Origin of the sequence: Neisseria sp. HMSC075C10, assembly GCF_001815615.1 — a bacterium.
Lineage (GTDB): Bacteria > Pseudomonadota > Gammaproteobacteria > Burkholderiales > Neisseriaceae > Neisseria > Neisseria subflava_A.
On sequence record NZ_KV821248.1, the window covers coordinates 81,326 to 101,072 of the forward strand.

19 protein-coding genes and 2 tRNA genes are annotated in these 19,747 nt (G+C 53.1%); 12 read left to right on the forward strand and 9 right to left on the reverse strand.

What is annotated here, in order from left to right:
- Positions 1–122: 122 nt before the first annotated feature.
- Positions 123–198, reverse strand: a tRNA-Phe gene (locus HMPREF3047_RS02410).
- A 204-nt stretch (positions 199–402) separates the two neighbouring features.
- Here HMPREF3047_RS02410 and HMPREF3047_RS02415 point away from each other — a divergent pair.
- Positions 403–963, forward strand: coding sequence for a hypothetical protein (locus HMPREF3047_RS02415; protein WP_070712091.1), 561 nt, complete (start codon positions 403–405; stop codon positions 961–963).
- Between the two features lie 47 nt (positions 964–1,010).
- Here HMPREF3047_RS02415 and coaD read toward each other — a convergent pair whose 3' ends face one another.
- The 3 genes from coaD to HMPREF3047_RS02430 form a co-directional block, all read right to left on the reverse strand.
- Positions 1,011–1,523, reverse strand: coding sequence for a pantetheine-phosphate adenylyltransferase (coaD, locus tag HMPREF3047_RS02420; protein WP_070712092.1), 513 nt, complete (start codon positions 1,521–1,523; stop codon positions 1,011–1,013).
- Between the two features lie 108 nt (positions 1,524–1,631).
- Positions 1,632–2,318: a Bax inhibitor-1 family protein gene (locus HMPREF3047_RS02425; protein ID WP_070712093.1), complete on the reverse strand. Its 687-nt coding sequence runs from the start codon at positions 2,316–2,318 to the stop codon at positions 1,632–1,634.
- Positions 2,319–2,480: 162 nt separating this feature from the next.
- Positions 2,481–2,756: an oxidative damage protection protein gene (locus tag HMPREF3047_RS02430; RefSeq protein ID WP_003748182.1), complete on the reverse strand. Its 276-nt coding sequence runs from the start codon at positions 2,754–2,756 to the stop codon at positions 2,481–2,483.
- 127 nt (positions 2,757–2,883) lie between these two features.
- Here HMPREF3047_RS02430 and glnE point away from each other — a divergent pair, with 127 nt between their 5' ends.
- The 5 genes from glnE to HMPREF3047_RS02455 all read left to right on the forward strand — a co-directional run bounded on the left by glnE (position 2,884) and on the right by HMPREF3047_RS02455 (position 10,565).
- Positions 2,884–5,568 carry a bifunctional [glutamate--ammonia ligase]-adenylyl-L-tyrosine phosphorylase/[glutamate--ammonia-ligase] adenylyltransferase gene (gene glnE, locus HMPREF3047_RS02435; protein WP_070712094.1) on the forward strand — a complete coding sequence of 895 codons (2,685 nt, stop codon included), beginning with the start codon at positions 2,884–2,886 and terminating at the stop codon, positions 5,566–5,568.
- Between the two features lie 291 nt (positions 5,569–5,859).
- Positions 5,860–6,954, forward strand: coding sequence for an FAD-dependent oxidoreductase (locus HMPREF3047_RS02440; protein WP_070712095.1), 1,095 nt, complete (start codon positions 5,860–5,862; stop codon positions 6,952–6,954).
- A 168-nt stretch (positions 6,955–7,122) separates the two neighbouring features.
- Positions 7,123–9,186: a glycine--tRNA ligase subunit beta gene (gene glyS / locus HMPREF3047_RS02445; protein WP_070712096.1), complete on the forward strand. Its 2,064-nt coding sequence runs from the start codon at positions 7,123–7,125 to the stop codon at positions 9,184–9,186.
- A gap of 164 nt (positions 9,187–9,350) precedes the next feature.
- Positions 9,351–10,430, forward strand: a complete 1,080-nt coding sequence (gene apbC / locus HMPREF3047_RS02450) for an iron-sulfur cluster carrier protein ApbC (RefSeq protein ID WP_070712097.1) — start codon at positions 9,351–9,353, stop codon at positions 10,428–10,430.
- Positions 10,431–10,489: 59 nt separating this feature from the next.
- Positions 10,490–10,565 (forward strand) — tRNA-Lys (locus HMPREF3047_RS02455).
- Positions 10,566–10,760: 195 nt separating this feature from the next.
- Here HMPREF3047_RS02455 and HMPREF3047_RS02460 read toward each other — a convergent pair.
- From HMPREF3047_RS02460 to HMPREF3047_RS02475, 4 genes are all read right to left on the reverse strand, one after another.
- Entirely contained in the window at positions 10,761–12,014 is a 1,254-nt protein-coding gene (locus HMPREF3047_RS02460; RefSeq protein WP_070712098.1) for an ABC transporter permease, read from the reverse strand.
- Positions 12,011–12,925, reverse strand: coding sequence for an ABC transporter ATP-binding protein (locus tag HMPREF3047_RS02465; protein ID WP_070712099.1), 915 nt, complete (start codon positions 12,923–12,925; stop codon positions 12,011–12,013). The genes HMPREF3047_RS02460 and HMPREF3047_RS02465 overlap by 4 nt, the downstream gene beginning before the upstream one ends.
- A gap of 113 nt (positions 12,926–13,038) precedes the next feature.
- Positions 13,039–14,037, reverse strand: coding sequence for a BtrH-related acyltransferase DarH (locus tag HMPREF3047_RS02470; protein WP_070712169.1), 999 nt, complete (start codon positions 14,035–14,037; stop codon positions 13,039–13,041).
- Positions 14,038–14,108: 71 nt separating this feature from the next.
- Positions 14,109–14,957, reverse strand: a complete 849-nt coding sequence (locus HMPREF3047_RS02475) for an RnfABCDGE type electron transport complex subunit B (RefSeq protein ID WP_210399753.1) — start codon at positions 14,955–14,957, stop codon at positions 14,109–14,111.
- A 1-nt stretch (position 14,958) separates the two neighbouring features.
- Here HMPREF3047_RS02475 and HMPREF3047_RS02480 point away from each other — a divergent pair, with 1 nt between their 5' ends.
- Together HMPREF3047_RS02480 and HMPREF3047_RS02485 are read left to right on the forward strand one after the other, a co-directional pair.
- Positions 14,959–15,138, forward strand: a complete 180-nt coding sequence (locus HMPREF3047_RS02480; RefSeq protein WP_070712170.1) for a hypothetical protein — start codon at positions 14,959–14,961, stop codon at positions 15,136–15,138.
- 6 nt (positions 15,139–15,144) lie between these two features.
- The gene (locus HMPREF3047_RS02485; protein WP_070712101.1) at positions 15,145–15,612 is read left to right on the forward strand and encodes a YchJ family protein; all 468 of its coding nucleotides are present in this window, start codon (positions 15,145–15,147) and stop codon (positions 15,610–15,612) included.
- A 264-nt stretch (positions 15,613–15,876) separates the two neighbouring features.
- Here HMPREF3047_RS02485 and HMPREF3047_RS02490 read toward each other — a convergent pair whose 3' ends face one another.
- Positions 15,877–16,665, reverse strand: a complete 789-nt coding sequence (locus HMPREF3047_RS02490) for an inositol monophosphatase family protein (protein ID WP_003684681.1) — start codon at positions 16,663–16,665, stop codon at positions 15,877–15,879.
- 165 nt (positions 16,666–16,830) lie between these two features.
- Here HMPREF3047_RS02490 and HMPREF3047_RS02495 point away from each other — a divergent pair, with 165 nt between their 5' ends.
- From HMPREF3047_RS02495 to HMPREF3047_RS02510, 4 genes are all read left to right on the forward strand, one after another.
- The gene (locus HMPREF3047_RS02495; protein ID WP_070712102.1) at positions 16,831–17,556 is read left to right on the forward strand and encodes a 16S rRNA (uracil(1498)-N(3))-methyltransferase; all 726 of its coding nucleotides are present in this window, start codon (positions 16,831–16,833) and stop codon (positions 17,554–17,556) included.
- Positions 17,557–17,639: 83 nt separating this feature from the next.
- Positions 17,640–17,930 carry a phosphopantetheine-binding protein gene (locus HMPREF3047_RS02500; RefSeq protein ID WP_070585227.1) on the forward strand — a complete coding sequence of 97 codons (291 nt, stop codon included), beginning with the start codon at positions 17,640–17,642 and terminating at the stop codon, positions 17,928–17,930.
- Positions 17,927–18,985 (forward strand): beta-ketoacyl synthase N-terminal-like domain-containing protein, encoded by a 1,059-nt coding sequence (locus tag HMPREF3047_RS02505; protein WP_070585226.1) that lies wholly within the window; start codon positions 17,927–17,929, stop codon positions 18,983–18,985. Before HMPREF3047_RS02500 ends, HMPREF3047_RS02505 begins: the two co-directional genes overlap by 4 nt.
- Entirely contained in the window at positions 18,967–19,656 is a 690-nt protein-coding gene (locus tag HMPREF3047_RS02510; RefSeq protein WP_070585223.1) for a hypothetical protein, read from the forward strand. The genes HMPREF3047_RS02505 and HMPREF3047_RS02510 overlap by 19 nt, the downstream gene beginning before the upstream one ends.
- Positions 19,657–19,747: the final 91 nt, after the last annotated feature.

The following is a 19,747-nucleotide window of genomic DNA, read 5'->3' on the forward strand; positions in this document are numbered from 1 at the left end:
CCGTCTGAAATTTTTCAGACGGCCTTGTGTAGAAATCGGGACGCATGGTCTGGAATGGGATTTGCGCTAAGTATGGCGTGCAAATCGTATAGATAAAAAAATAACCGCTTCAAGGCGGTTGGTGGTGGCCAGAGGCGGAATCGAACCGCCGACACACGGATTTTCAATCCGTTGCTCTACCAACTGAGCTATCTGGCCTTCGCGTGTTTCGTTGCGAGATGTGAATTAAACCAAATTTCGTTGCCTTGTGCAAGCGTTTGTAGGCTTTATTTTTGAGGCGGTAAATTAAGATTTTGTTTTGTATTGAATTATTTTTCGTTTTAATTGGCGGTTTTGGGGTTTGCCGGTTTGATTTTCAGACGGCCTAAGATACAATCGGCTTTTTTGCTTTGGATTTATGCCATGCTGTATGTGTTTGTTCGTGATATGTGGGATGTTTTGCGTTTGCGCTATCGTTCGCCGGAGACGTATTTGTATTCGCCTTTGGTGATGGCGGCGGTGTTGCTGCTGTTGGGCATGGTAAACGCGGCCAGCATGTCGCCTTTGTTTGGCAGTGGCGCGGCGGCAGTGTGCCTGTCGGTGATTTTGGTGATGGTGAAATGGTTGGTGTTGAGCCGCTCGATGCGCAAGGTGCTGCATTATTACGGTGCGCCCCAGCTGCCTTTGTGGGGCTTTATTTTGGTGTCTGAGGCTTTGCTGCTGCCGCTGTTGCTGGTGTTGTATGTGCCGGCGTTGGCTGCGTTTGCGCTGCTGTGGCGGGCTTGGGTTTTTGTGGTGCAGGTACGCGGTTTGATGTGGATGGGAAATGCAACGGTAGGCCGTGTTTTGGTGGGTTATGTGTTGTATGGTATCGGCATGTTGTGCGTGGGTACGGTGATTTTGATGCTGTTTATTGCCGCCGGTTGGTTGGACATGGAAACGTTAAAACAAAACCTGCAGGCGGTGATGTCTGCCCGTCAATAATCAATGAAATTTGGAAGGCCGTCTGAAATGTTCGGACGGCCTTTGTTTTATGTGTTTGTTTCGTGGTCTTGCAGGATTTTTTGATAGACGGGGTCGGGGAGGTAGCGGCCTATCATGTCGCGCCAGCCTTGGGGACCGACCAAGCCTTTGACCATGGTGGAGGACACTTCGGCGATTTCGCGCGGCGGCATCAGGAAGACGGTGGAGATTTCGGGGGCGATGTCGCTGTTGATGTAGCGCATCGAGCGTTCGTATTCGTAGTCGGCGGCGGAACGGATGCCGCGGACGATGAAATTGGCTTTGGCTTCGCGGGCGTAATCGACCAAAAAGCGGTTTTCAAACACGCTGATGCGGACGTTGGGGAAGGAGTGGGTAATGGCGTCGAGCATGGCGCGGCGTTCTTCTATGGTGTAGGTGCTGCGCTTTTCGGGATTGGTGCCGATGGCGACGATGAGTTCGTCAAAGAGGGATTGGGCTTCCTGTATCATCCACAGGTGGCCGAGGGTGGGTGGGTCGAAGCTGCCTGCGTACACGGCACGGCGCGGAGTGGTCGTGGTCATTTTGGGTTGGGAATGGGGTTTGTGTGGCGTTCAGGATAGGGGAGTTTGCCGGTGATGTCAAAAATCAAAAAAGGCCGTCTGAAGTTTCAGACGGCCTTTGCGGCTTGATTAGTCGTCACCGCTGAGAGAGATGAGGATTCTCAAGAGGCTGCTGAAAATATTGTAGATGGAGATGAAGATGGTCAGCGCCGCGCTGATGTGGCTGTCTTCGCCGCCGTCGATGACGGTACGCACCTGCCACATAATCATCAGGGAACTGAAGACAACGAAGCCGGCCGCGATGGTCAGGCTCAGGGCAGGGATGTTGAGGAAGATGTTGGCCACAACGGCAATCATGAGCACGATGGCACCGGCACCGAGGAAGCTGCCGAGTTTGTTCATGTTCATTGTGGTGCGGCGTGCCATGGCGGACATGGTGAAGAATACGCCGGCGGTCATGGCGGCGGCCGTGCCGACGATTTGCGCGCCGTTGTTAATCGCCAGGGCGTATTGCAGCATAGGGCTGATGGCAAGGCCCATGCCGAAAGTGAAGATCATCAACAGGGCGACGCCGACGTTGCTGTAACGGTTTTTCTCGATCAGGAAGGTCATGCCGTAGAAGAAGCCGAAGAAGGCGGCCAGGGCAACCCAGTATGAGCCGAACATGGCGAAAATGTTAAAGCCTGTTTTGGCGGAAAAGAACGCGCCGGCAATGGCAGGAATGAAAGACAGGCCGAGCAGGCGGTAGGTTTTTTGCAGGACGGTATTTTTGGCAACCGAGCCTTGCGAGGTATAGTCGTAAACGTCGTTTTGCATGGCGTTTGCTCCAGTGTGGATTGAAATGAATGAAATTTGGATTTTAACAGAAAATCATGGGTTTGTATGATTTATCTGTTCTATTTGTCTAATATGCGGGGCAATCGGGAATTTTAAAGGCCGTCTGAAAATCGGGTTTCAGACGGCCTTGGCGTTTAATGCTTATTTAGGCTCTTGCGGAACGTAGCCTTGTACGGCATCTGCGCCTTCGCCGAAGAAGTATTGTTCCATCTGCTGGGCGAGGTATTCGCGTGCGCGCGGATCGGCAAGGCTTAAGCGGTTTTCGTTGATGAGCATGGTTTGGTGGCGGGTCCATGCCATCCATGCTTCTTGGGAAACGTTTTCGAAGATGCGTTTGCCCAGCTCGTTGGGCAGCGGCGGAAATTTCATGCCTTCGGCTTCTTTGCCGAGTTTGACGCAGTGAACCATACGAGTCATGGCGGTTTCCTTATGATGGGTTGCAAAGTTGGTATTTTAGCCGATTGCACGGATAGGGGAAAGCGTGGCTTTCAGACGGCCTGAAACCTTGCTATGATGGTCTTTTCTGTTTATTCAGGCAAAGATTATGAACCGCCTCGACGCCGCCCGCCGTTATTCCCTGTTTCTCGCTCGCAACCTTGATTCCGGCAAACTCAAGCCCGAAATTTTCCTGCCCATGCTGGACAAGGTGTTGACCGAAGCGGATTTCCAAGCCTTTGCCGACTGGGACAAAATCCGCGCGGAAGAAAACGAGGAAGAATTGGCGCGGCAGTTGCGCGAGTTGCGCCGTTATGTCGTGTCGCAGATTATCGTGCGCGATATAAATCGCATCAGCGATTTGAACGAAGTAACCCGCACGATTACGCTGTTTGCCGATTTTGCCGTTAATACCGCGCTGGACTTTGCCTACGCCTATTATCAGGATATGTACGGCACGCCGATCGGGCGTTATACCAAATCGCCGCAGCATTTGAGCGTGGTGGCGATGGGCAAGGCGGGCGGCTATGAGTTGAACGTGTCTTCCGACATCGATTTGATTTTCGTCTATCCCGAATCGGGCGATACCGACGGCAGGCGCGAACGGGGCAATCAGGAGTTTTTCACCAAAGTCGGGCAGAAACTGATTGCGCTGTTGAACGACATCACCGCCGACGGGCAGGTGTTCCGCGTCGATATGCGGCTGAGGCCGGACGGCGATTCGGGCGCGCTGGTATTGAGCGAAACCGCGCTGGAGCAATACCTGATTACGCAGGGGCGCGAATGGGAACGCTACGCATGGTGCAAAGGCCGCGTGGTTACGCCGTATCCGAACGACATCAAAGCGCTGGTGCGCCCCTTCGTGTTCCGCAAATATCTGGATTACAGCGCGTATGAAGCGATGCGCAACTTGCACCGCCAAATCCGCAGCGAAGTCAGCAAAAAAGGCATGGCGGACAATATCAAACTCGGCGCGGGCGGCATTCGCGAAGTCGAATTTATCGCCCAGATTTTCCAGATGATACGCGGCGGCCAAATGCGCGCGCTGCAACTGAAAGGCACGCAGGAAACGCTGAAGAAACTTGCCGAGCTGGGCATCATGCCGTCTGAAAACGTCGAAACCCTGCTCGCCGCCTACCGCTTTCTGCGCGACGTCGAACACCGCCTGCAATACTGGGACGACCAGCAAACCCAAACCCTGCCTGCCTCGCCCGAACAGCAGCAACTGCTCGCCGAAAGTATGGGTTTCGACAGCTACGCCGCTTTTTCAGACGGCCTCAATGTTCATCGGAACAAAGTCAATCAGTTGTTCAACGAAATCTTGAGTGAACCCGAAGAACAAACGCAAAGCAACAGCGAATGGCAATGGGCGTGGCAGGAAAAACCCGACGAAGAAGAGCGGCTAGGCCGTCTGAAAGAACACGGGTTTGATGCCGAAACTGTCGCCGCAAGGCTCGACCAAATCCGGCACGGCCATAAATACCGCCACCTCTCCGCACACGCCCAGCCGCGTTTCGACGCCATTGTGCCGCTGTTTGTACAGGCGGCGGCCGAGCAACCCAATCCGACCGATACATTAATGCGGCTGTTTGACTTCCTCGAAAACATCAGTCGCCGCTCCGCCTATCTCGCCTTCCTTAACGAACATCCGCAAACCCTGGCGCAGCTGGCGCAGATTATGAGCCAAAGCTCATGGGTGGCGGCGTATCTGAGCAAATATCCGATTTTGCTGGACGAACTCATCAGCGCCCAGCTTTTGGATACCGCGTTTGACTGGCAAGCCCTCGCCGCCGCCCTTTCAGACGACCTCAAAGCCTGCGGCGGCGACACCGAAGCGCAAATGGACACCCTGCGCCGCTTCCAGCATGCCCAAGTCTTCCGCCTCGCCGTCCAAGACCTCGCCGGACTGTGGACAGTAGAATCCCTCTCCGACCAACTCTCCGCCCTTGCTGACATCATTCTCGCCGCCGCCGTGCAGTGTGCGTGGGCGGATATGCCCAAAAAACACCGCGACACGCCGCAATTTGCCATCATCGGCTACGGCAAACTGGGCGGTAAAGAACTCAGCTATTCCTCCGACCTCGACTTGGTCTATCTTTACGACGACCCGCATCCCGATGCAGGCGACGTGTACAGCCGCCTTGCCCGCCGCCTGACCAACTGGCTTTCCGCCGCCACCGGCGCAGGCAGCCTCTACGAAACCGACCTGCGCCTGCGCCCCAACGGCGACGCCGGCTTCCTCGCCCACAGCATCGCCGCCTTCGAAAAATACCAGCGCGAAAACGCCTGGACGTGGGAACACCAGTCCCTCACCCGCGCCCGTTTTATCTGCGGTACGCCTGATGTTCAGACGGCCTTCGACCGCATACGCACCGAAATGCTGACCGCCGAACGCGACCAAACCGTTTTAGCAGGCGAAATCATCGAAATGCGCGAAAAAATGTTCCCCACCCATCCGCCTGCCGACAGTAACGTCAAATACGCGCGCGGCGGCGTGGTCGACGTCGAATTTATCGTCCAATATCTGATACTTGCCCATGCCCGCCAATATCCGCAACTCCTCGACAACTACGGCAACATTGCCCTGTTGAACATCGCCGCCGACTGCGGCCTCATCGACAAAACCCTCGCTGAACAAAGCCGCACCGCCTACCGCTTCTACCGCCAGCAGCAACACAACACCAAACTGCGAGATGCCAAAAAAACCGAAGTAACGGACGAATTGCTGACCCACTACGGCAACGTGCGAAAACTGTGGCAGGAAGTATTCGGGGCAGAAGTGAAGTTCGGATAAACAGGCGGGCGTATTCAGCGTCAAAAGCCCTGTACAGCAACACAATTTACTGCCACGATAAACTCACTCTAAATAGTAGGTTTTATGTAAAGAAAATATTTTTATAAAAGCTGATTGGCAGCTTGAAGCGGTAACTGTCGGGTATAGAGGGAAGCTTTTTGTTTGCGTATTACTGATTCAGTTTGAGCATGATATGCAAAAACTGTTCTCATTTTGTGTCGATATTGTGATATAGCAAAACAAGTTCTAAAATATGCTGCTTATTTATATATTAAAAACAAGGAGAAACTGATGTCTAAGGTTGCGGTACTCGGTGGCGGTCTGTCGGGCCGTCTGATGGCGTTCCAACTGGCAGAGCAGGGCATTTCGGTCGAGTTGTTTGAGAAAGGCGAACGCAACGGCGCGCAAGCCGCCGCTTATGTTGCCGCGGCCATGTTGGCGCCTTCTGCCGAAGCGGTGGAGGCAACGCCCGAAGTCATCCGTTTGGGCAAACAAAGCATTGCACTTTGGCGCGCGATTGTCTGCCGTCTGAATACGCCGGTGATGATGCAGGAAAACGGCAGCCTGATTGTTTGGCACACGCAGGACAAGCCGCTTTCTGCCGAGTTTGCCCGTCATTTGAAGCGCGGCGGCGTGGCGGAACATGAAACCATACGTTGGAACGCGGATGAAATCGCAGCAAACGAGCCGCAACTGGCAGGGCGGTTTTCAGACGGCCTGTATCTGCCTACGGAAGGGCAGCTGGACGGACGGCAAGTATTGAATGCGCTTGCCGATGCTTTGGAATCAATGAATGTCGCGTGCCATTGGTCGTGCGAACGCGAAGTCGAAGATTTGGCGGCGCAATACGATTGGGTCATCGACTGCCGCGGTTATGGTGCAAAGAGCGCGTGGAACAGGCCGTCTGAAAGCCAATTGCGCGGCATACGCGGCGAAGTGGCGCGCGTTTACGCACCCGAAGTCGAGCTGTCCCGCCCAGTGCGCCTGCTGCATCCGCGCTATCCTTTGTATATCGCGCCGAAGGAAAACCATATTTTTGTGATTGGTGCGACCCAAATCGAAAGCGAAAGCCAAGCGCCGGCCAGCGTGCGTTCCGGTTTGGAACTTTTATCCGCGTTGTACGCCGTGCATCCCGCCTTTGGTGAGGCAAACCTTTTGGAACTGGCCACCGGCCTGCGCCCAACGCTAAACCACCACAATCCCGAAATCCGCTTCAACTGCGAACGCCGCCTGATTGAAGTCAACGGCCTGTTCCGCCACGGCTTTATGATTTCCCCGGCCGTGACCGGCGCGGCCGTGCGTTTGGCCGGTGCGCTGTTTGCCGGGAGCGACATTCCTGAATACGACGAAACCAGTGGTTTGCCGTATATCCGCGCCGCAAATTGAAGACGTTGCGGACGAAGTGGCTTGAAAATCGGGCAAATTGTTTGTGAAAGACAGCCACAGGCCGTCTGAAAATGATAAAATCGCTGTCAATTCAATTAACCTTGCGTCTGAAAACCGCATGATGCTGTATTCAGACGCCAAACCAATTTCCTATTTAACGATAAGCACATGACAACCCAAACCCTTTTAATCGAACTTCTCACTGAAGAACTCCCGCCCAAAGCCCTCAATAATCTGGGCAACCATTTTGCCGCTTCTGTTGCCGAAGGCTTGGAAAAAGCGCAACTGATTGACGGCGCAGCCGAATACACTGCCTACGCTTCTCCGCGCCGTTTGGCCGTTCAAGTCAAAAACGTGAAAGCCGTTCAAGCCGATCAAAAAATCGTGAAAAAAGGCCCGGCCGTGGCGAATGCCATGAAAGACGGTGCGCCGACTAAGGCTTTGGAAGGTTTTGCGCGCGGTGCTGGGGCGAAAATCGAAGACTTGACCATCGTCCACGACGGCAAGCAGGATGTGTACGCCTATGAATACGTCCAAACCGGCAAACCGTTGGGCGAGCTCTTGGAAGACATTATCAATCAAGCGGTTAAGAAGTTGCCGATTCCGAAAGTAATGCGTTGGGGCAGCAGCACGTTTACTTTCGTGCGCCCCGTTCATGGGCTGATTGTGCTGCACGGCGGCGATATCGTAAACGTCAGCGTTTTGGGTCTGCAAAGCGGTAACAAAACACTGGGTCACCGCTTTCTGTCCAGCGGCGAAATCACCATTGAAAACGCCGACAACTACGCCACACAAATACGCGAACAAGGCAAAGTCGTCGCTTCGTTTGCCGAGCGCAAAGCCGCGATTCAGACGGCCTTGAACGAGCAGGCAGGCCGTCTGAACGCGACTGTTGCCGCCGATGAAGCATTGTTGGACGAAGTGACTGCATTGGTCGAATGGCCTGTGGTATTGGAAGCCGGTTTTGAAGAACACTTCCTCGCCGTGCCGCAAGAATGCCTGATTCTGACCATGCAGCAAAACCAAAAATACTTCCCGCTGCTCGACCAAAACGGCAAGCTAATGAATCGCTTCCTGCTGGTCTCCAACCTGCAAACCGAAGACCCGTCACACATCATCCAAGGCAACGAACGCGTTTTGCGCGCGCGCCTGTCTGATGCCGAGTTCTTCTACAAGCAAGACCAAAAAGCGACTTTGGAAAGCCGCCTGCCCAAGCTGGCGAACGTGGTGTATCACAACAAAATTGGTTCGCAGGCCGAGCGCATCGAACGTCTGCAAAGCATTGCCGCCCATATCGCCAAAGCGTTGGGCGCGGATGCCGCCGCAGCCGAGCGTGCCGCACGTTTGGCCAAAGCCGACTTGGTGACCGAAATGGTCGGCGAGTTCCCCGAACTGCAAGGCACCATGGGCAAATACTATGCCCGCTTGGACGGAGAAACCGAAGAAATCGCCGAAGCCATCGAGCAACACTACCAACCGCGTTTTGCCGGCGACAACCTGCCGAACGGCAAAGTGGCAACCGCCGTTGCACTGGCCGACAAACTGGAAACCTTGGTCGGCATTTGGGGTATCGGCTTGATTCCGACCGGCGACAAAGACCCATATGCCCTGCGCCGCTCCGCATTGGGTATTTTGCGTATGCTGATGCAGTACGGTTTGGACGTAAACGAACTGATTCAGACGGCCTTCAACAGCTTCCCGCAAGGTTTGCTCAACGAGAAAACGCCGTCTGAAACCGCCGACTTCATGCAGGCGCGTTTGGCCGTGTTATTGCAAAACGATTATCCGCAAGACATCGTCGCCGCCGTATTGGCGAAACAGCCGCGCCGTTTGGACGACGTAGTGGCCAAACTGCAGGCCGTTGCCGCGTTCAAACAGCTGCCTGAAGCCGCCGCATTGGCCGCAGCCAACAAACGCGTGCAAAACCTGCTGAAAAAAGCCGATGCCGAGTTGGGCGCGGTTAACGAAAGTCTGCTGCAACAGGACGAAGAAAAAGCCCTGTACGCCGCCGCGCAAGGTTTGCAGCCGAAAATCTCCGCCGCCGTTGCCGAAGGCAATTTCCAAATCGCTTTGTCCGAACTGGCTTCCGTCAAACCGCAGGTCGATGCCTTCTTCGACGGCGTGATGGTAATGGCCGAAGATGCCGCCGTGAAGCAAAACCGTTTGAACCTGCTGAACCGCTTGGCAGAACAAATGAACGCAGTTGCTGACATTGCGCTCTTGAGCGAATAAGGTCGCGTTTCATTTGCCCCTTTTTTCAGGCTGCCCGATGTTTCAGGCAGCCTGAAGTTTTTCGGGCGTATCCCCCTTACATGGCGTTCAAGGGTATAATTTGGCAGATTTGTCGCACGACAAATCGCGCACATAAACAATTTCCCACATTCAAGAGGCAGATTATGAATATCCCAGCCATCCGAACCGCACTCGATGCCGTGTTGATTCCCACCACAATACGCACTTTGGGCAGCGAAAAAGCCGTTTCGCTTCTGGAAGAGCATTCAGACGGCCTGCATATCGGCCTGAAATTCGCGTTCCCAGTTGCCCATATTGCCGCAGACATTGCTAACGCCCTCCAAGAAGCCGTCATTTCGCATACCGGCGATACCCACATTCACTTGAGTATCGATACCGAAATCGGTACGCATAAAGTTCAACCCGGCGTAGCAACCATCAAAGGCGTGAAAAACATCATCGCTGTTGCATCGGGCAAAGGCGGCGTCGGCAAATCAACGACCACAGCCAACCTTGCCACCGCAATGGCCAGAATGGGCGCGCGCGTCGGCGTACTCGATGCCGACCTGTACGGCCCAAGCCAGCCCACCATGCTCGGCGTGCAAGACCGCAAACCCGATCAACAAAACAAAAAACTCATTCCCGTTGAAGCCGAAAGCGGCATTCAAGTGATGTCCATCGGTTTCCTGGTCGATACCGACCAAGCCGTCGTTTGGCGCGGCCCGATGGTCAGCCAAGCCTTGCAACAGCTTATGTTCCAAAGCGAGTGGGATAATGTCGATTATCTCTTCATCGACCTGCCGCCCGGTACCGGCGATATCCAATTGACCCTGTCGCAAAAAATCCCCGTAACCGGCTCCGTTGTCGTGACCACGCCGCAAGACATTGCCCTGATTGATGCACGCAAAGCCGTGGATATGTTCAACAAAGTCAATATTCCGATTTTGGGCGTTTTGGAAAACATGTCTGTCCATATCTGCTCCAACTGCGGCCATGCCGAAGCAATCTTTGGCGCAGAAGGCGGTAAAAACCTAGCAGAGCGTTTGAACGTACCATTGCTCGGCCAGCTTCCGTTGAGCCTGCCTGTACGCGAAGCCATGGACAGCGGCACATCTTCGGCCTTGTTTGAAAACAACCAAACTATCGCCGACATCTACACCGAAGCCGCATTCCAAATTGCGCTGGCCATTGCCGATAAAGGCAAAGACTTCAGCAGCCGCTTCCCGAAAATCGTCGTCGAATAAAAAAAGTTTAAAAAAGTGTTGACAGCTGTGTGGCCCGTCTCTATAATGCACAGCTTATCGGGTCGTTAGCTCAGTCGGTAGAGCAGCGGACTTTTAATCCGTTGGTCGAGCGTTCGAATCGCTCACGACCCACCAAATATGAAAACCTACTTTGAAAAAAGTAGGTTTTTTTACGTTTGGATTTTGGGATTTTATTGAGCATATTTTATTATTGAGACAATCCATAGCGCATCAAGCATCAGGCCGTCTGAAAATATCTTTCAGACGGCCTGAAGTTTTTTATAGGAATGTTTTTGAGAAATAAGCTTTCTACTTAGGGCAGACAAACGTTTAAAACCTTACCTGCGTCTGCAACTGCCTACGATAAACCAATACGGCAGCAGTCAGCGTGGTAAAAGAGAATGCAGACAATAAGAGCAGATAACGGCCGATTCCATCCAAGCCGCTGCGGTTGAGCAGCAATTCTTGAAAAGCCTTCAAGCCCCAAGCCATTGGGGAAATCCAAGTGAGTTGCTGCATGGTTTCGGGCATGACGTGTGCGGGCACCATAATGCCGCCGATTGCCGCCATCAGGATAATGCCGCCGCCACCGAGTACGACGGCGTGTTCGGTGGATTTGGCGCAGACGCTGATTAACAGTGCGTAGCCAAGTGCGGCGGCGCTGACGGCGGCGGACAGCAGCGCGTAGGGAACAAGGCTACCGTTGAGTATGAGGGCGGGTACGCCGATTTCGGGCAGCAGGTAGCGGCCGAGCAGCAGCATTCCGACAAACTGAAGCTGATTAATCAGGAAATAGGGGACAAGTTTCGCTGCAATCAGGCCGGATGCGGAAGCGCGGGCGAGGCGCAGGCGGGTGATGGTGTTGGTCTGGCGTTCTAATGCCATGACGTTCGACAGCGGTATCATAATGAAAAACATACCGAAAATCAGCCATGCGGGTACGCTGTGCTGTACGGCGTTGGGTTTTTCCACTGTGCCGCTTCCTGCGCTCAGGTAATGCTCTTCCAGCATTTTTTTATCTAAAAAGCTGCGCACGGCGGCGAATTGTTCGTCGTTTTTTTCATCCACTTTTTTCTGGATGTCTTTGCGGATAGAGCGGGGCAGTTTTTTATTGTCGATTTTGATGCCGTCGTTGTTGTCGAAATAATCGTCTAGCCGCGTTTGGGTGTAGTGCTGCTGCAAAACGCCTTTGACAGCCGCCAGCCATGAAGGCTCGGTATCGGGCGGTACATAGATTTGCAGGGTTTTGTCGTCGGCGATTTTGCCGGAAGCAGGGTTCGGGTTGTGCAGCACCAGTTGGAAACGTTTGTCGTGCAGGCCGTTTTGCGCGTCGGTCAGTTTTTCAGACGACATCAGTGTGACATGAATCTGCTCTTTTTCCAACGCGGCAGCCAGCGCGGTATTGACGCTGTCGTTTGCCGCACCGACCAGCGCAATGCGGCTGTCGGTGTGCGGGTCTTGGTCGCGGCTCAGCGCCAACGACATAATCAGCATGAAGGCGATGGGCATCACAAACAACACGGCCAAACCGTGCAGGTCGCGGCAGAGCAGTTTGAGTTCTTTGAGGAGGGAGGAAGTCGTCATTGTGGATTTTGCTTATCTGTTGCCGGTTCGTCTTTGCGCAGGAAATCGAGGTAAAACGTTTCCAGCGAACCGTGTCCCTGCTGGAAGTAGCGGATTTGCGCGCCACTTTGTTGCAGGGCGGCGTAAACGGCGGCGGCATCGTGTGTCGTTTCCATCATGCCGCGGCTGTCCACTTGCTTGGCACCCAAAGCGGCCAGCGTTTGAGGCGGCAACGGCGGTTCGACGGTAAAACGCACGATATCTGTTTGCGTGCTTAAAAGCTCGTCCAAACCGCCGTGGTACACCAGTTTGCCGTGTTGCAGCAGCGCGATTTTGTCGCAAAGCTGCTCGATTTCCGACAGATAGTGCGAGGTGTACACCACCGTTACCCCCTGCCGCGTCAAATCCGCCACGCTGTCGAGGATAAAGCGGCGCGACTGCGGATCGATGCCGACCGTGATTTCGTCGAGGAACACCAGTTGCGGCGTGTTAATCAGGCCGATAGCAAAATTCAGACGACGTTTAAGCCCGCCCGAAAGATGCTTAGCCGCCTTATTTTTGTGGGCGGTCAGATCGGTCTGTTCCAACAGCGCGTTCAGACGGCCTTTGTCGCGCACTTTGTAAAGCGAGGCGAAAAACAGCAGGTTGTCCCACACAGAAAGCTGAGGATAAAACGCAAAATCCTGCGGCACCAAACCGATTTTCTGCCGTTCGCTGCGGCTCAACAGGCGCAACGGCTTGCCGTCAAACAAAATCTCGCCCTGCCGTACTTCCTGCAAGCCGGCCAAAAGCGACATCAGCGTCGTTTTCCCCGCACCGTTGTGGCCGAGCAGCCCCAAACATTCGCCGTCGGCAATATCGAACGACACATTGTCCAGTGCGGCAGTTTCGGCTTTGGGATAACGGTGGGAGAGGGATTGGATGTGAATCATGGTTTCAGACGGCCTTAGTATGGATGGAGCATAGTGAAATCATTGACAAAGGCGGCATTAGGTCATCTGTGTACAAACGGGCACAGAAAATTTCTCGCTACCGCATAACCCCATTATTTCAATAATCCCCGCCATAACGCTTCTTCATCATCCGCAATTTTGCGCAGAAATTCAGCGATGTTGCGGCAGCCGTTTTCAGACGGCTTTTTGCACTGCTTCACGCACATGGCTGCGAATTGACGCCATTGGTCGCCGATGGAGGTCATTTGTTCCGAGGCCGTCTGAAACGCAGATTCGTTGCAGATATGGGCGGCTTGTTCGAGGAAGTAGGCGTAGATATAGCGGAAACCTGCGCCGCCGGTACCGATTTCTTCCTGCATCCGCACCAAATGGCCGAGAAACAGTTTTTGGTATTTGTCGTTTTGTTTGGCAGGCAGGGATTCGATTTTTTTGGCCAGCGTACGGATGCCTTTTACGCCGATGAAAAAGACTGGCGCGAGCATATGTTTGGCGTTTTTGCGTATGGCTTTGCGGATAATGGCGGGCAAGTCTGCCATGATTTGTTCAGACGGCCTGTTGTCTTCCAAGGTGTACATCATGCCTTTTGCCGCCAATACGCCTTTGGCAAAGCGCGCCCGCTGCAAATCTTCGGCGGCGCAGCGTTGTACGGTTTCAAATACGGGGTCGCTGATGAGGTAGTCGTTGCCGTCTTTTCCGTACACTAAAAGATTGTGTGCGTTGAAATGGAAGCGCATTTGCGGCGGGAAGTAGGGCAGCCAGAAGACGGAGGTTTGCAAACCGGCCAGTTTGCCTGAGGACAGCGCAGCATCCAATGCGGCTTGTCCGCTTGGCGCGTCGGAAAATTTGCGGACGGATAATTTCAGCCCCAATGCTTTGCAGGTGTTTTTGATGATGCTGCGCGGCGCGGTACGGTAAGAAACCAACGGCATGCCGTTTAATTTAATCAGCGGCATCCAGACAAATGTCAGCGCGTGGGCAATGCCGAAAATCATGGCTTCGTCTAAATTGTGGCCATGGTATTTGAGCAGGGTGGACATCACACCGCTTTCGCAATGGGCGGTATGCTGGTGTGGAAATTCTTGTGTGGTCATAAAGTTATTGGTTTTCATGCAATGTTTTCAGACGGCCTGATACGGTCGGAATGGGTTTGTTGTTTTGGAAATCAGCGGGCTTCTTTGGCCGCTTCCTGCTCGGCTTTGTAGCGGCGCAGAAATTCGATGGCAGCGGCTTTTTCGGCTTCGTTGCCGTATTTGGCATCACGTTGGGCGCGGCGCAGTTCGGCGCGTTCTTTGGCTTCTTCGATTTGGCGTGCTTTGAAGTCTTCGCGGTTGTCGGAGGAGACGAGTTTGTCCTGTTGCGATTGCGCTTTTGCCATGGCTTTGGCAATCAAATCCATGGGGTTGAATGCGGCGCTTGGTGTGGCTGTTTGGGTTTTCGCCTGTGCAGCCTGTTTGGCTTTGACGGCGGCTTCGCGTTGCGCCAGCAGGGCTTTGCGTTCGGCATCGTCGCGCTGTTTGCGCACGGTATGGCGTTCAAAACGGCTTTGCGCGTGTTCGGCGGCGGCAAAGCGCGGTTCAGCAGAGGTGCTGAAACGGCGTGCGGACGGCAGAAAGGGCTGCGATACGGGAACCATGTCGATGCAGTCGACGGGACATGGGGTAACGCACAAGCCGCAGCCGGTGCATTCGTCGCTGATGACGGTGTGCATCAGTTTGGACGCGCCCATAATGGCATCGACAGGGCAGGCGCGGATGCAGGCGGTACAGCCGATGCAGACGGCTTCGTCAATCAGGGCTACGGCTTTGATTTGTGTTTTTGCAGGCGCGAGGTATGGCTTGCCCAACAGGTCGGCAATGTCTTTCATGACGGTTTCCCCACCCGGCGCGCACAGATTTACCGGCGCTTCTCCTGCCGACAGGGCGCGCGCATAGGGTAAGCAGCCTTCATAGCCGCACTCACGACATTGGGTTTGCGGCAACAGGCGGCTGATGCTTTGGATGGGAATGTTCATCATGGATAGTCAAAATCGAAAAGGCGCATTATATCAGATTGTTGCGTTTATTTTGTCGAAACCCGCTTTGCTTATTTTAGCGAAACTCTCCACGCTCGTTTTGGCAAAACTCTCCACGCTCGTTTTCAGACGGCCTGAGTCAGGTTTGCGTTATAATTTTGAAATGGATTTATTCGGGTAATTAAGAATGACGGCTACACTTTGCCCCTGTCAGTCGGGGCGTGTTTATATGGAATGTTGCGCACCGTTTCATGCGCATGAGGCGGCGGCCTCGACGGCGGAAGAGTTGATGCGTTCGCGTTACAGCGCGTATGTTTTGCAGGAAATCGACTATATCGTGGGCACGACTGTCCCTGCGCAGCAGAATTTGTTGGACAAGCAGGATTTGGAGTTGTGGAGTAAGCAGACGCAGTGGTCGGGATTGAAGGTTATCCGTCATGTGCCGTTTGGCAAGCTGCATGCTTTGGTCGAGTTTGAGGCGTATTTTGAAGAGAACGGGCAAACTGAGTGCCATCATGAATTGTCGGCGTTTGTGAAAATAGACGGGCGTTGGTACTTTATTGATCCGACCGTTGCTTTGCCGACTATGAAACAGCCTTGTTTGTGCGGTTCTGGCAAAAAGTTTAAGGCGTGTTGCGGACAGTTTTTCAAATAGTAATGTAAACAGGCCGTCTGAACGTTCAGACGGCCTGAGCTGTTTTTGCAGATAAAAAAAACCATTCATACTAAGGGAGAAGTATGAATGGCCAATACATTGCGGGAAAACGTCTTACTTGCTGCACCGCCCAAAAGGGATGAAAGAGCGGTGTTGTGTCAGCGATTAATATTCTACCGTTTTTAGTATTAAATGCTGTTAAGAAGTGAAATAATTTCAATAAGTTGCAAGATAATCGTGATTTTTTGAGGATAAACGGTATTTTTACTGATTTTCTCGAATCCATTTTACCCATTGCTGAAACAGCTCGGGTTGCAATGCGGCAATGACGGAACGCTTGAATACATGTTCGCCGCTCCAAAAATCGTCGCCTTCCAAAGTGGTCAGGCAGCCGCCGGCTTCTTCAAAAATTAATGCACCGGCAGCGTAGTCCCACAGCTTTTGTCCGCCGTGGATGTAAATATCGTAGCGGCCGCTGGCAAGGTAGCACCAATCGAGCGTGCTGCTGCCCATGCTGCGGATTGTGCCGAATGGGGCAAGGGTATTCATGCGACTGGCGAGTTTGCCCGAACGCAGGTATTTGATTTCCACGCCGGCAATGGATTCGTTGAGTTTTTTGTTTTCGGAACGCAGCGGCAGCGGCGTGCCGTTGAGGAACGCGCCTTTGCCTCGTTCGGCATAGAAACATTCGCCGCTGACCGGATTGTAAATCACGCCTAATTCGGCGTGGCCGTTTTTAACCAGCGCGACGGATACGGCAAAATGCGGCAAACCGTTGACGAAGTTGTTTGTGCCGTCTATGGGGTCGACAATCCATAGGCCGTCTGAATGTTCGTTCCACAAACGGGTTTGCTCCTGAACGCTCATCTCCTCGCCCAACATCGGACAATCCTCCAATAAGGGCAGGGCGGCGGCAAAAGCGGTTTGTGCGGCCAAATCTGCTTCACTCAAAACCGATCCGTCTTCCTTGCGTCGTGACGGCGTGTTCAGAAAACGCGGCATGACTTCGGTTTGGGCGATGTGGCGGACGACTTTCTGTAAACGGTATAGCACGGCGTATCCTTGTTTTTTGCAGTTTTGCGTGACAGTGGATTAAAATTCGGGAAGTCTTAAATTATAGTGGATGAAATCGAAATCAGGCAGGAGTATGTCGCCGTGTTTCAACTTCATTCATGAAATTTTAAATTTAAATTATATACATGAATAAAGCAGGAAACCATGCCCCGATTTTATGTTGATTTTGCCTTAAGCCCCGACAGCGTGGTCGAATTGCCCGATAATGTGGTGCGCCATCTGAATGTATTGCGCGTGAAAAACACGGAAGAAATCGTGTTGTTTAACGGCAATGGCAAGGCATATCCGGCTTTGCCCGAAGTTTTGGAAAAACGCCGCGCCAGCGTGCGGATTTTGCGTGAAGAGGCAACGGACAACGAATCGCCGCTGAACATTACGTTGGTACAGGCGGTATCCGCCGCCGAGCGCATGGATTTCACTTTGCAGAAAAGCGTGGAATTGGGCGTGGCAGAAATTCGCCCGGTCATCAGCGAACGCTGTGTCGTCCGCTTGAACGGCGAACGCGCTGAAAAGCGGGTGGCACGTTGGCAGGAAATCGTCGTTTCGGCGTGTGAACAAAGCGGCCGCAATATTGTGCCGAAGGTTTTGCCGCTGACGACTTATGCACAGGCTCTGCAGCAGTTGCCGCAGGAAACGACCAAACTGTTAATGAGCTTGAACCGCGCACAAAAACTGGGCGATGTTCGGCCGCAATCCGGCAAAGTCGTGTTTATGGTCGGTCCGGAAGGCGGCTGGACGGAGAAGGAAGAGCAGCAGGCATTTGATGCCGGTTTTCAATCCGTTACGCTTGGCAAACGGGTGTTGCGCACCGAAACCGCCTCACTTGCGGCCATTGCCGCCATGCAGACGCTTTGGGGCGATTTTGCATAAAGTTCAGGCCGTCTGAAAACGAGCGTAGCGAGTTTTGTTAAAACAAGCTGTTGCTTCATGAGATAAAAATGGGAGTTTAAAAAATGTCTTACACCTTTACACTGGCCGAGCACGAGCTGGAAGCGGAATTGAAAAAGTTAATCGTGCAAGAGGCCGATAAGGCCGACGATGTGGATATGGATGATTTCACCGACGATGCACTTTTGTTTGGTGATGACAGTCCGGTTGGTTTGGATTCGCTTGATGCGCTGCAGATCAGCGTTGCCTTGCAACAGTATTTCCAAGTGCGCCTGCAGGGCGACCGTATGGTGCGCAAACATATGATGTGCGTACGCGATTTGGCGGCGTTTATCCGTACGGAGCATGGCGCGTGAGTTGGGTTTGCGGTACGGCGGCCACTTCTGCCTTAAATCCGCAAGCGGATTTCAGACGGCCTGATGCGGTGTCTTATACGTTTTTAAACCAACCGCAGCAGGCTGCTTATTTTCGTGCATTCGCCGACGACAGTTTAGGGCGGAAGGAATTTGCGGATATCGCCGAACAACATTTGCGCCGAGCCGCCGAAAATGCAGGCTGGCCGTCTGAAAGCTGGCACGATACGCCGGTGTTTATCGGTTCCAGTTCCTATTCCATCTCCGAATATGAAAACCGCCATTTTGCGGGTAATAGGGCGGTAGAGGAACACAATCTGCTTTATCTTGCCGAAGATTTGCGCCGGCGTAGCGGTAATCGGCAGATTTTCAGTTTCGCTACTGCCTGCACTTCATCTGCCCATGCGCTGATTCAGGCGGATAATTGTTTGCGCGGCGGGGCGGAGCGCGCCTTTGTGCTTGGTATTGAAAACCTCAACCGGCTGACTTTGCTGCATTTTCACAGCTTGGGTTTGCTGGCCGAGCAGTATCGGCCTTTTGGCGGAAATGGTTTGATTTTAGGCGAAGGTGTTGCCGCGCTTGCTTTATCTTCCGCTGCTCCCGAATCTTCTTCAGGCCGTCTGAAACTTATCGGACACGCCGCCAATACAGGCAATGACCTGATTCAAAGCGATGGCCAAGCACAAGAGCAGGTGATGCGACGCGCTTTGGGTGTTGCAGGCATCGCTCCTGAAAGCATTGCGGTCGTTAAAACACACGGCATCGGCACGGCTGACAGCGATGCCGCCGAATTGGCCGCACTGGAAAATATATTCGGTACACTGCCCCCTTTGATGGCATTCAAGCCGCAAATCGGACACACGCTTGGCGCAACGGCAGCCCTTGAAACAGTCCTGCTTTTATCCGCTTTAAAACAAGGCGGAAGCAGCGATTATCAGGGGCGGGAAATTCGTTTTTCCGAGTGCGCGGCTTCACAAAAAGGCGGCTTTTTTTGTTTGGCCAATCAGTTTGGTTTTGGCGGCAGCAACACATCTTTGGTATGGCAATGGCAACCATAAATCCTGATATCCGTATTACCGCAGCCGTGCGTTTTGATACTGACGCCGGTACCAGCGGTAAAATCCTCAAACAAACCTTAAAGCAGCAAAGCAGTATAGATACCCGCCGCCTCAGCCGCTTGAGTTTGATTGCCGCGCTTGGCGCAGGGCAATTTAAGGAACAAAGCGAAATTCGTTCTGATTGCGCTGTTTTTCTCGGTACGCCGTTTTCTTCGCCATCCGTATTTGAAAAAATGGCAGACAATGTACTGAACCATCACGCCGCGATGCCGTTTGATTTTATCGCCAATCTGCACAACTCCCCAGTCTTTCATGCCGCGCAAGCGTTAGGCACGCATGGTGCAACTTTGGTCGTTACTGCCGACAACAATGTAGATACCTGCTTTCAGCCATTTTTGCTGGCGATACAGTCTTTGCAAAATGGCGGACAAGCTGCGGTTGGCTGGGCGTATGAACATCAAGCAGCCCGTGCCGATACCCAAGAAGGCAGTATCTGGATTTTGCTTGAAGCCGGTGCAGAGCAGGGGGTTCCCGTTGTGTTGAATGATGAAGGTATTCAGGCTGATAGGCCGTCTGAAAAGCCGCAATATTATTGGCAAAATATCGTCGATTGGATAGAAGCAGTAATGGCGCACGAGGGTAAGGTTGTAAAGAAATGTACTTTGGCGTGATGGGGAAAATGATTTTAGAGAATGAGTTTGTTTGTTGAAGTAAATAGGTTGTGAGCCATTAAAAAGGCCGTCTGAAAATATTTTCAGACGG